An 11,266-nucleotide genomic window follows, 5' to 3' on the forward strand; every position below is an offset into this window, starting at 1 on the left:
GTCCTAGGAAAAGAAATGTAAAAAATGCAATAATGGTACGACAAATAATAAACTGTCAAAACGATCCAATATGCCACCATGTCCTGGGAGAATATTGCCTGAATCTTTTACACCAAAATGACGTTTAATAGCTGATTCGACTAAATCACCCATTTGTCCAATGATCGATGCAATTATTGTCACAACGATTAATTGCAGCCAGCTTGAAGCAAAAGGATAGATGAGCTGCATGGCAATTGCGAAAATAACTGCAATAACAATCCCGCCAATAAAACCTTCCACTGTTTTCTTAGGTGAAATTTCCGGCCATAATTTATTTTTACCTAACTTACGTCCTACAAAATAGGCACCGGAATCTGTTGTCCAAACGACTAACAATACAAAGACGACATATTCCAATCCGATAAAACGTGTTTCGATAAAATAGTGGAATCCCAGTCCGACATAAAATGCCCCTAGCAATATAAAACCAATTTCATCAAACGTCATTTTATTTTTTACAAGTACAATATAAATCAACAACAATGTCGCAATTCCGTACACGATCATCAATATTGAATCATATTGAAAAAAATCAACGATATTCCGTGACCAATCATTTGGTACAACCAAAACTAATAATGCAAGTGTACCAATAATACCTGGAACAGATGCAATTGAAATTTCTTTCATTTTCAGCAATTCATAGAAACCAATGACTGCGATGATACTCATTAAAACCGCAAATGGCGTTCCTCCATAAATTACGAATGGAATAAATAATGCTGCAGCAATTACTCCGGTAATGATGCGTTGTTTCAATTTGTTCCTTCTCCTTTCAGCCCTCCATAACGGCGGTTACGGTTTTGATACACAGAGATTGCCTCTTTTAAACAGGCTTCATCAAAATCAGGCCAATGCGTATCAGTGAACCAAAATTCCGTATAGGCAAGCTGCCATAGCATAAAGTTACTTATGCGCACTTCACCACTCGTGCGAATTAATAAATCAGGTTCAGGTAAATGAGCCGTCATTACATACTGGGAAATATGTTGTTCATTTAATTCATCAATTGTAAGATTTCCTGCTTCTACTTCTTTCAGAAGCTGTTGCATCGCCATTACAATTTCAGCACGCCCACCGTAATTCATCGCAAAGTTTAATACTAATCCTGTATTCCCTGCAGTCGCTTCCATCGCCTTTCTTAAAGCGGATTGTGTATAGTCTGGCAATGAATCCATCACACCAATCATTTCTACTTTAATATTTAGCTCCATCAGCTCCGGTAAAAAGGAATTTAAAAATTGCTCTGGTAAACGCATTAAAAATTCTACTTCTGATTTAGGACGCTTCCAGTTTTCCGTTGAAAACGCATAGAGCGTCAATACTGTTACTCCTAAATCACAAGCGCAACGTGTTATTTTTCGAACGTTTTTCATTCCTTCATGATGCCCTGCAACTCGTGGCATTGAACGTTTTTTCGCCCAACGTCCATTTCCGTCCATAATAATTGCAATATGGGTAGGGATATCCTCTCCCTTAACTAAGTCCACATTTTCACTACCGAATGATTGTTCTTTATTTGTATTTTTCCCAAAAAGTTTTTTAAACATAGTTAATACCCCCAACTGCACAGATCGGACTGCTTCCCTTTTTATCATATCAAAAAAGGGATAGCCTGTCCTTTTTATATAATGAACTTCTTTACTATCTTAAAGAATAATTGTGCTTCTTTTAATCTTTCATATGTATTTTTTCCACAATTTATACTTTCAATTAGGGGGAACGGGTTCATGTGCATGTTTTTTTGCTACAGCTATATTTCCCTAACAAATTTAAAATTTAATCTATTATTGTAAAAAAAACGTCCTTATTAGCAGGACGTTTTAATCCATGTAAAGTTCATACATCGTCAGAAAAAGATTTCGCGCTAATGTGATCCACCAGCGCGAAGCAAATTAAAATTAAACTGTTAAAATTTCTTTTTCTTTTTCTTTCACTAACTCCTCGATTTTAACGATTGAGTTGTCTGTTAGTTTTTGGATGTCATCGTTGAAGCCGCGTAGTTCGTCTTCTGTGATTTCACCGTTCTTTTCTAATTTTTTCAGGTCATCGTTTGCATCACGGCGCACGTTACGTACAGCAACTTTTGCGTCTTCTGATTCTTTTTTCACCTGTTTTACTAATTCTTTACGGCGCTCTTCAGTTAATGCCGGTACTGCTAAACGAATAACATTTCCGTCATTTGTCGGTGTGATGCCGATATCTGAACGCATGATTGCTTTTTCAATTTCGCCTAAGATTGATTTATCATATGGCTGGATAACTAATAGGCGTGCTTCCGGTACAGAAATACCTGCCATTTGGTTGATCGGCGTTGGAGTACCATAGTAGTCCACCGTAATACGATCCAATAGTGAAGCATTTGCTACACCTGCACGAATTGAAGCTAATTCACGTGAGAAAGCATTAATTGATTTTGTCATTTTTTCTTTTGCTTGATTCAATACTTGTTGTGTCATTACGCATCTCTCCTAACAACTGTTCCAATTTTTTCGCCTAATGCGGCACGTTTAATATTACCTGGTTCTGATAAGTTGAAAACAACAAGCTTAATATCATTATCCATACATAATGTCGAAGCTGTAGAATCCATTACTTGTAAACCTTGTTGAATAACGTCTAAATACGTAAGTGTGTCATACTTAACTGCTTCAGAATCTAATTTTGGATCTGCAGAATAAACGCCATCCACATTATTTTTCGCCATTAAAATTGCATCTGCATTAATTTCTGCGGCACGTAAAGCTGCTGTCGTATCTGTCGAGAAGTATGGGTTACCTGTTCCCGCAGCAAAAATTACGACACGTGCTTTTTCCAAATGACGAACTGCTTTACGTCGAATATATGGCTCTGCCACTTGTGTCATAACGATCGATGATTGAACACGTGTAGGAACACCCAGATTTTCCAGTGAATCTTGTAATGCAAGTGCATTCATCACTGTTCCTAACATACCCATATAATCTGCATTGGCACGTTCCATTCCCATTTCAGCGCCGATTTTCCCGCGCCAAATGTTGCCTCCGCCGACAACTAATGCGACCTCTACACCTAAGTCGATAACATCTTTAATTTCTGCAGCGATCGATTTAATAACATCCGGTGAGAAACCGAAGCCTAATTCTCCAGCTAATGCTTCCCCGCTAAGTTTAATAACTACTCGTTTGTACTCTGACACACCCATAGTAGACCTCCGTTACTCATTTATTTAAAAGGAAATACGATTGTGTTTTCTATGTATCGTACTTCGCTTCATTCAAAAATAGATTTCTTTAAAAATAGGGAACACGCAAATGGTGCTCCCTACTGTTTGCTTAAATTAATGTTAATTTAAGTTGTAATTTAATTAGTTACCTTTAACTTGGCTCATTACTTCTTCAGCGAAGTTATCTTCACGCTTTTCGATACCTTCACCAACAGCATAACGAGTGAAGCTTGTTACAGTAGCATTTAATGAGTTTACGAAGTCGCGTACTTTTTGATCTGAGTTCTTAACGAAAGCTTGGTCTAATAAGCATACGTCTTCGAAGTATTTACCAAGACGGCCTTCTACCATTTTCGCTACGATGTTTTCTGGTTTACCTTCGTTTAACGCTTGCTCAGTTAATACTTTGCGCTCACGTTCTACTTCGTCAGCAGAAACTTCGTCACGAGAAATGTAAGTTGGGTTGATTGCAGCGATATGCATAGCGATATCTTTTGCAGCAGCAGCGTCAGTAGAACCTTCAAGAACTACTAATACACCAATACGTCCGCCCATGTGTAAGTAAGAACCGAATGCATCTGCATCAGTTTTTGTTTTGATTTCGAAACGACGTAATGAGATTTTTTCACCGATTGTAGCAGTAGCTGTAGAAATTTGGTCAGCGATTTTCACGCCGTCTTTTTCTAATTCTAAAGCAGCTTCTACTGATTCTGGTTTAGCAGATAATAATTGCTCTGCTAAAGAAGAAACTAAAATTTGGAACTTGTCGTTTTTCGCAACGAAGTCAGTTTCAGCGTTTACTTCTAAAAGAATCGCTTCATTACCGTTTTCTAAAATGTAAGTTGTACCTTCAGCAGCGATACGGTCAGCTTTTTTGCCAGCAGCAGCTAAACCTTTTTCACGTAGGAAATCGATTGCAGCATCGATGTCACCTTCTGTTGATACTAATGCTTTTTTACAGTCCATCATACCTGCGCCTGTTTTTTCGCGTAATTCTTTTACTAATTGTGCAGTAATGTTTGCCATGTTGAGTTTCCTCCTAAATATAATGAAAAATTTATTTACACTATTTCATACTTTAAGCGATAAATCGCTATTTTTCAACGATTCATACATCTTCAAATTCATTTCTCAAAAAAAGGTGATAAGGGGTTCATCCACTTATCACCTTTTCTAACAGTGAATTACTCAGCTGTAGCTTCTTCTACTGCAGGAGCTTCTTCTTCACCTTGTTTAGCTTCTAATAAAGCGTCAGCCATTTTAGCAGTTAATAATTTAACCGCGCGGATAGCATCGTCGTTTGCAGGGATTACGTAATCAATTTCATCTGGATCACAGTTAGTGTCTACGATACCAACTAGAGGGATGTTTAATTTGATTGCTTCTGCAACTGCGATACGCTCTTTACGAGGGTCTACAACGAACATTACGTCCGGAATAGCTTTCATATCACGGATACCGCCTAAGAATTTAACTAAGCGCTCGTGCTCTTTTTTAAGTTGGATTACTTCTTTTTTAGGAAGTACAGCGAAAGTACCGTCTTCTTCCATTTTCTCGATATCTTTCATACGTTTAACACGTTTTTGAATAGTACCGAAGTTTGTTAAAGTACCACCTAACCAACGTTGGTTGATGTAGTAGTTACCAGAACGTTCAGCTTCTTCTTTGATCGCTTCTTGTGCTTGTTTTTTCGTACCTACGAATAAAACTTTACCACCGTCTTGACCAACTTGACGCATGAAATCGTATGCTTCTTCTAATTTTTTAACCGTTTTTTGTAAATCGATAATGTAAATACCGTTACGCTCTACGAAGATATATTTCTTCATTTTTGGGTTCCAACGGCGAGTTTGGTGACCGAAATGTACACCAGCTTCTAGTAATTGTTTCATTGAAATTACTGACATGAGTGTTTCCTCCTAATATGTTTGGTTTTTTTCCTCCGTATTTTTCATCTGCAACAAGCTACCCGTAGACTTACGAGCACCACTTACTACATCAAAATACGTGTGTATTGTTAACACCGCTTGTAACTATATCATAATGGACTTTCAAGTGCAACTACTTTACGCATGAAACTTTACGAGGAGTTCAATTTCCGTTTTCCCGCGTCCCATCATTCTCGCAATTTCTTCGATTGTTTTCCCGTTGCGATAATGATTAATTACTTGCTGTTCAAATGTCAGGTTTTGCTCTTGGACGGCATTGTCATCAGAAAGTGGTTCCGCTTTTACTAATGCTGCATCGTTCTTTTCTTCAACATGCTGCTGTGTCTTTTGCTTTTGATAGGCACTTGCTGCTTGCTTGACCGGTACAAATTTTCGCGGTTCCAGTTCCTGTTCTTTTACCGGCTGCTCTTTTAAAGTCAATGAAGTCTCTTCTTTACGGGATTGTGCCGTCTTTTGAGCAACATTCGGTTTTTTCAATTCACTGATTAACCGGTCATTCTCTTCTTTCATCTCCATTAAATATACACTAATCGCATTGTCCATTTCATTAATCAGTTCATTTTGGCGCTTTTCTAAATTCTGAAACTTAGAAAGCTTACTATATAAAAGAACAATTACAAAAATCGTAATCATTTGGATAAGAAATAAGGTAATTATAACTGCGATCATAGATGACTGCTCCTAGCCACTAAAGTCAAAAAGATTCCCTTTAAACGGGTGCTGCACTTTTTGATCTAGCTGTTCCTTATTTTTCTTGTTTTCCTGCATTGGCTCTTGCCCGCTTTGGGAAGCCTTTTCCTGTTCCTCATCATTGACTGCGTTCAGATGCTCTGTTTCATTGACGGATAATTGTTTGCGTTCCAGTTCCCTGTTCAATGCTTCGTTTGCATGCATTTGCTGCAGGATTGTATTTTGTTGACGCTGATCCGCCAATTTCCCTGCCTCAAATGTTTTAGGAATCGCAATCTGCAATTCCAGGCCCTTTAAGCTCATAACGCCGCCTCCTTACGTATTGATCATTTCCGAAGACAATAATTTACGTAATTTAAACAATGCTTTTGAGTGGATTTGCGAAATTCTTGATGTCGACAGTTCCAGTATTTCACCGATTTCGGTTAATGTTAATTCTTCCGAGTAAAATAAACTGATGACAAGCTGCTCTTTTTCATTCAGCTTTTTAATATTTTCAGCCAAATCGCCCAGTAGCTCTACATGAACGGTTTGCTGCTCAGGTGTTTTCGTATTGTCATCACGGATAACAAAGGACTTGCCTTCCGATTCTTCCTGATCCAGCTGCTCATTGATGGACAGCACATTCGAGAAAAAGTGTTCCTGGAAAGTTTGGTATACTTCTTCGACCGGCAAATTCATATGTGCTGCAACTTCTTCCGGTGTCACATGTCGCATCAGCTTTTGCTCAAGGGATTCGATCTGCGATTCAAGCTTTTTTGCTTTTTCACGTGCCGATCTCGGGAGCCAGTCCTCTTTACGTAAACCATCAAGAATAGCACCACGAACACGGAATGAGGCATACGTATCAAATTTTAAATCTCGGTTTATATCAAATTTATTTAACGCATCAAACAGCCCCATCATCCCAAGACTCATTAAGTCGTCTCTGGAAATGTTTTTCGGAAGCCCGACAGCGATACGCTGTACATGATACGATACGAGTGGTTTAAACTTCTTTATTAATAAATCGCCTGCTTCGGGATCACGGTTCTTTGTCCAACGAACCCATAATGATTGTTCGTCTCTATGCCTTTGTTCTGTCAAACATACCCACCCCTTTATTTGAAAAATAACATTCTTTGAGATAATTATACCAAAAAGCCTTTTAATATACATTTAATCCAGTCATTCGACACAGGATTTCCTTATATTCCGCTAAATAAAAAAGAGCCGGATATACGACTCTTTTACCGTGTAAGGGATTCATCGCTTTGAAGCATCGAACGAACGACTTGTGCAATTTCTTCCGTATTCTCATCTTCAACTTCCATTGTTGTATGATCGCTTTGCGGAACAGTTTGTGTTTTATCCGTCTCTTTCGCAACTACAGGCAGTTCCTCTTCTGTTTGTGACAAAACAGGCGCTTCCGGTGTATAAAATACATATCCAAGGAAGTAACGGATAAGAAACATTAAACTAAATGCAATGGCAGAAATGACCAAAGCGGCGCCAATCGTCGGCAGTGGCATCGCATACGGATTTTGAATTCCAGCGATAAAATATACAGCGAATGAAAGTAGTGCTGCCCAAAAATTATAAAATATTGAACCAAACATTAAATTTCACTCACTCCTTTATTGACGGTACGTACCTGAAGCATGCATGTTTCAGGGTTAAACTCGATAGTACGACCGCTGTTGCCGCCCGTATCTTCAGCGATAAGCGGTATGCCCAGTTCTTTTAACTGTGCTTTTACAGCTTCCACATTTCTTGGCCCAATTCTCATTGAATCTTTATCTGCAGTAAATTGGAACATTTGCGCACCGCCCGCAATTTTCGCCTTCAACTTAAAGCGTTGCGCCCCTTCTTGTTTTAAAAGATCGACTAAAGCGGCAATTCCCGTATCGGCAAATTTTGCGACATTCATTGTTGCCGTTCGATTTAAACTGGAGTCCGGCAGCATGACATGGACCATACCTGCAACTTTTTTGGAATCATCGTAAATGACCGCACCTACACAAGAACCTAATCCCGACGTACGAATCGTTTTAGGAACTTTCACGATATCCATTTGCGCAATGCCTACTTTAATCACTTCGTTTGAATGGGTAACTATCATGTCGTAGGCACTCCTAATGCTTTAAAAATGGCTTCAAATGAATCAGGTTCTGGTAACAGGAAGAACTGTCCTTTTACCGCTTCATCATCTGACATGACTTCTTCATATATGGATGTGTTAATGACGATGACCGTATCACTTACTTGTGATAGTTCAATAAGTCCGATACTAATAATTGCGCCAAACATATCGACACTTAATCCAGGTACTGTCGGAAAGATTTTAAGACCTGTAAAATCCGATAATGCGGATAAATAAGAGCCGGATAAAATATTGCCCATTTCCTGCATTGCCGATAAGCCAATTTCCGAATATGGCGGTGTGTGAAAATCAAAAGATTCGTCATGAATGAGACTTCGAATAAATCGGTTTGCCTGTTCAATCGGCAAAATGAAAAACATGCTTCCTTGTGCATCCCCTTCAATACGAAGATAAATGCCGACGACAGCATTTTCCGATCCGCCAGCGTGCTCCATCATTTCATTAAACGAGGCCATTTTCACGTCGGGTACACGCATATCGATCTTTTTTCCCAATAAATTCGATAATGCCGTAGCCGCATGTGCAGCACCAATATTTCCGATTTCCTTTAAAACATCTAAATGGAGCAACGTAATTTTTTCATTAAAGTTCATTTTCAATCCCTACTTTAATAGATTCCAGGCAAGCGAGGCTCACCCGGAAAATTATTCATTGAAATTAATCTATCGGATTTAATACTTTATCTAAGTGAAGTAAAATTAATAAGCGGTTTTCCAATTTTGCGACACCTGCGATAAAATCCTCTTCTAATGAGCCAACCACTTCAGGCTGCTGTTCAATGGAAGATGCATCAATGTCCAAAACATCATTCGCTGAATCTACAATAAAACCGACTTCCATCGTTTCCAGTGCAATAATAATAATTCGGGTTGTTTCTTCGTTACCTGAAACCGGCAAGTCGAAACGCTCACGTAAATCAATGACAGGTGTTACAACACCCCGAAGATTAATGACACCTTTTACATAACGTTCTGTTTTCGGTACACGAGTAATATGCATTAACTTTTCAATTCCCTTTACGTGCGAAACAGGAATGGCATATTCTTTATCTGCTAATTGAAACACAATTACTTTCAAGTTTTTTTGCTCTGTTGCATTCGTCATTCTTCACACCTCTTATCCCTTTACTTCATCAGTGCGTTACAGTCTACAATTAACGCCACTTTTCCGTTTCCTAATATCGTTGCACCCGAGATTGCAAAAATATTTGTTAAGTAGTTACCTAATGATTTCAATACAATTTCCTGCTGACCGATAAATGAATCGACTACTAAACCAGCTAATTTATCACCTTTACGGACAATTACAACTGAATGGAGGCCATCATCATTTTGTACAGCGCGCGGTACTTCAAAAATTTCTTCCAGGAATACAAGCGGTACAACTTTACCACGGAAATCGATTACTTTTTGATTATGTGCGTTTAATATATCTGATTGACGGATAATCGATGTTTCAATAATAGACGATAACGGAATTGCATAAATTTCATTTTCAATTTCTACGAGCATGACTGAAATAATCGACAGTGTCAGCGGTAATTGAATTGAGAAAACAGAGCCGACATTTTGAGTCGATTCAATCGAAATATTGCCGCCTAAAGATTCGATTGTTGTTTTAACAACATCTAAACCGACACCACGGCCCGACACATCCGAAATGACGTCGGCTGTTGAGAAACCGGATGCCATAATTAACTCGTTAACCTGCTTATCTGTCATCGTTAACGATTGTTCTTTTGTAACAATTCCTTTAGACAGCGCTTTTGCTAATACTTTATCGCGGTTGATCCCTGCTCCGTCATCTTCAATCTCGATGAATACATAGTTTCCACTATGATAAGCACGAAGTTCTACTGTTCCTTCTTCCGGTTTACCTTTTGCACGGCGTACTTCCGGACTTTCGATTCCATGATCAACAGAGTTGCGGATCAGGTGAACTAACGGATCTCCGATTTCATCAATTACTGTACGGTCAAGCTCTGTTTCTGCACCGACAATATTAAGTTCGATTTTTTTGTTTAAATCACGCGACAATTGGCGTACCATTTTCGGGAAACGGTTAAATACTGTATCTACAGGAACCATGCGCATCGTTAAAACGATATTTTGCAGATCACCCATTGTACGGCTCATACGTTCAACTGTCTCATTTAGTTCTCCATGATTTACATCACCGGCGATCGATAAAAGACGGCCGCGATCAATTGCAAGCTCTTCAAATAAGTTCATCAATATATCAAGGCGCTCAATATTCACACGAATCGTCTTACTCGATGCATGCCCGGATTTACTAGTATTGTTTTTAGCTGCTGCTGTTTTTGGCTGTTCCTCAGATACAGCAGTTTCAGTTTCCTGTACTGCAGGCTGTGGCAGTGCTTCTTCTGCAGGTACTTCAGTTGCCGTAGTTTTTGTAACAAACACATCCCGGTCTATTTTATTGACCACTACACGATCAACTTCTGATACTTTCATCAGCATCTTTTGCAAATCTTCAGCTGACTCTTTCGAAATAAAGGCAACGTGGAATACACTATCAAACTGTTCTTCTTCCAATTTATCTACTGTCGGCGAAGATTTGATGACATCTCCGTTTTTCTCCAGTATTTCGAATACCATGAATACACGAGCTGCTTTTAATAAACAATCTTCACGTAAAGCTACTGTAATTTCATATGCATTGAATTCTTGTTCAGATGATTGCAGAATGACCGTTTTTTCAAAATCATCATAGGTTAATTTCAATTCCAATGCTTCAGCTGGCTGTTCAAGTTCGTTGGCTACCATTGCAGCAGCAACTTCCTGGCCTGAAATTGGTTCTTCTGAAACGGCAGTTGCCGGTTCACCTGCTTCAATGCGCTTAAGCTTTTCCACTGTCGCTTGCACATTGCGTTTTCCGTCACCACCATCTGCAATGTCGTATACCATTTCTTCTAAATGATCCACAGATTCAAATACAACATCCAAAATCTCTGCGTTCACTTTAATTTTACTGTTGCGGATCGCATCCAGAATATTTTCCATTTTATGTGTTAAGTCGGCTAAATCTTCAAAGCCCATTGTTGCTGCCATACCTTTTAAAGTATGTGCCGAACGGAAAATCTCTCCGACAATCGTTAAATCTTCCGGATTTTTTTCCAATTCCAATAAGTGTTCGCTGCACGCTTGTAAATGCTCTTTACTTTCTTCAATGAACATTTCCAAATATTGATTTAATTCCATTTAGAGGGCACCCCTT

14 protein-coding genes are annotated in these 11,266 nt (G+C 38.8%); all 14 read right to left on the reverse strand.

Annotated elements, in window-relative coordinates:
- Window positions 1-3: 3 nt before the first annotated feature.
- On the reverse strand, window positions 4-801 hold the full coding sequence (locus ACQKN3_RS09090) for a phosphatidate cytidylyltransferase (protein WP_251689282.1): 798 nt from the start codon (window positions 799-801) through the stop codon (window positions 4-6).
- Window positions 798-1,592, reverse strand: coding sequence for an isoprenyl transferase (locus tag ACQKN3_RS09095; protein WP_427710912.1), 795 nt, complete (start codon window positions 1,590-1,592; stop codon window positions 798-800). Before ACQKN3_RS09095 ends, ACQKN3_RS09090 begins: the two co-directional genes overlap by 4 nt.
- 351 nt (window positions 1,593-1,943) lie before the next feature.
- Window positions 1,944-2,501, reverse strand: coding sequence for a ribosome recycling factor (gene frr, locus ACQKN3_RS09100; protein ID WP_251689285.1), 558 nt, complete (start codon window positions 2,499-2,501; stop codon window positions 1,944-1,946).
- Window positions 2,501-3,226, reverse strand: a complete 726-nt coding sequence (pyrH, locus tag ACQKN3_RS09105; RefSeq protein WP_340717663.1) for a UMP kinase — start codon at window positions 3,224-3,226, stop codon at window positions 2,501-2,503. Before pyrH ends, frr begins: the two co-directional genes overlap by 1 nt.
- Window positions 3,227-3,388: 162 nt before the next feature.
- Window positions 3,389-4,273: a translation elongation factor Ts gene (gene tsf / locus ACQKN3_RS09110; RefSeq protein WP_079525264.1), complete on the reverse strand. Its 885-nt coding sequence runs from the start codon at window positions 4,271-4,273 to the stop codon at window positions 3,389-3,391.
- 158 nt (window positions 4,274-4,431) lie between these two features.
- Entirely contained in the window at window positions 4,432-5,154 is a 723-nt protein-coding gene (gene rpsB / locus ACQKN3_RS09115; RefSeq protein WP_008403254.1) for a 30S ribosomal protein S2, read from the reverse strand.
- 159 nt (window positions 5,155-5,313) lie between these two features.
- On the reverse strand, window positions 5,314-5,865 hold the full coding sequence (locus tag ACQKN3_RS09120; RefSeq protein WP_427710915.1) for a hypothetical protein: 552 nt from the start codon (window positions 5,863-5,865) through the stop codon (window positions 5,314-5,316).
- 12 nt (window positions 5,866-5,877) lie between these two features.
- Window positions 5,878-6,189 carry an RNA polymerase subunit sigma gene (locus tag ACQKN3_RS09125; RefSeq protein WP_251689289.1) on the reverse strand — a complete coding sequence of 104 codons (312 nt, stop codon included), beginning with the start codon at window positions 6,187-6,189 and terminating at the stop codon, window positions 5,878-5,880.
- A gap of 12 nt (window positions 6,190-6,201) precedes the next feature.
- Window positions 6,202-6,972 carry a FliA/WhiG family RNA polymerase sigma factor gene (locus ACQKN3_RS09130; protein WP_427710917.1) on the reverse strand — a complete coding sequence of 257 codons (771 nt, stop codon included), beginning with the start codon at window positions 6,970-6,972 and terminating at the stop codon, window positions 6,202-6,204.
- A gap of 143 nt (window positions 6,973-7,115) precedes the next feature.
- On the reverse strand, window positions 7,116-7,484 hold the full coding sequence (locus ACQKN3_RS09135) for a multidrug transporter (RefSeq protein WP_427710919.1): 369 nt from the start codon (window positions 7,482-7,484) through the stop codon (window positions 7,116-7,118).
- Window positions 7,484-7,987 carry a chemotaxis protein CheD gene (locus ACQKN3_RS09140; protein ID WP_427710921.1) on the reverse strand — a complete coding sequence of 168 codons (504 nt, stop codon included), beginning with the start codon at window positions 7,985-7,987 and terminating at the stop codon, window positions 7,484-7,486. The genes ACQKN3_RS09135 and ACQKN3_RS09140 overlap by 1 nt, the downstream gene beginning before the upstream one ends.
- Window positions 7,984-8,622, reverse strand: coding sequence for a chemotaxis protein CheC (locus ACQKN3_RS09145; protein WP_427710923.1), 639 nt, complete (start codon window positions 8,620-8,622; stop codon window positions 7,984-7,986). Before ACQKN3_RS09145 ends, ACQKN3_RS09140 begins: the two co-directional genes overlap by 4 nt.
- A gap of 64 nt (window positions 8,623-8,686) precedes the next feature.
- Complete coding sequence (locus tag ACQKN3_RS09150; protein WP_427710925.1) at window positions 8,687-9,133, reverse strand: chemotaxis protein CheW; 447 nt, start codon at window positions 9,131-9,133, stop codon at window positions 8,687-8,689.
- A 20-nt stretch (window positions 9,134-9,153) separates the two neighbouring features.
- A complete protein-coding gene (locus ACQKN3_RS09155) occupies window positions 9,154-11,250 on the reverse strand; it encodes a chemotaxis protein CheW (protein ID WP_427710927.1) in 2,097 nt (698 codons plus the stop codon).
- Window positions 11,251-11,266: the final 16 nt, after the last annotated feature.

It is taken from the genome of Solibacillus sp. NPDC093137, assembly GCF_050280445.1.
GTDB lineage: Bacteria > Bacillota > Bacilli > Bacillales_A > Planococcaceae > Solibacillus > Solibacillus isronensis_B.

What these genes read in the sequence shown, in the direction of transcription:
- ACQKN3_RS09150 (WP_427710925.1), bottom strand. Translation starts at nt 9,133, where the DNA reads ATGACGAATGCAACAGAGCAAAAAAACTTGAAAGTAATTGTGTTTCAA.
- ACQKN3_RS09155 (WP_427710927.1), bottom strand. Translation starts at nt 11,250, where the DNA reads ATGGAATTAAATCAATATTTGGAAATGTTCATTGAAGAAAGTAAAGAG.
- ACQKN3_RS09125 (WP_251689289.1), bottom strand. Translation starts at nt 6,189, where the DNA reads ATGAGCTTAAAGGGCCTGGAATTGCAGATTGCGATTCCTAAAACATTT.
- tsf (WP_079525264.1), bottom strand. Translation starts at nt 4,273, where the DNA reads ATGGCAAACATTACTGCACAATTAGTAAAAGAATTACGCGAAAAAACA.
- rpsB (WP_008403254.1), bottom strand. Translation starts at nt 5,154, where the DNA reads ATGTCAGTAATTTCAATGAAACAATTACTAGAAGCTGGTGTACATTTC.
- ACQKN3_RS09120 (WP_427710915.1), bottom strand. Translation starts at nt 5,865, where the DNA reads ATGATCGCAGTTATAATTACCTTATTTCTTATCCAAATGATTACGATT.
- ACQKN3_RS09140 (WP_427710921.1), bottom strand. Translation starts at nt 7,987, where the DNA reads ATGATAGTTACCCATTCAAACGAAGTGATTAAAGTAGGCATTGCGCAA.
- pyrH (WP_340717663.1), bottom strand. Translation starts at nt 3,226, where the DNA reads ATGGGTGTGTCAGAGTACAAACGAGTAGTTATTAAACTTAGCGGGGAA.
- ACQKN3_RS09095 (WP_427710912.1), bottom strand. Translation starts at nt 1,592, where the DNA reads ATGTTTAAAAAACTTTTTGGGAAAAATACAAATAAAGAACAATCATTC.
- ACQKN3_RS09145 (WP_427710923.1), bottom strand. Translation starts at nt 8,622, where the DNA reads ATGAACTTTAATGAAAAAATTACGTTGCTCCATTTAGATGTTTTAAAG.
- frr (WP_251689285.1), bottom strand. Translation starts at nt 2,501, where the DNA reads ATGACACAACAAGTATTGAATCAAGCAAAAGAAAAAATGACAAAATCA.
- ACQKN3_RS09135 (WP_427710919.1), bottom strand. Translation starts at nt 7,484, where the DNA reads ATGTTTGGTTCAATATTTTATAATTTTTGGGCAGCACTACTTTCATTC.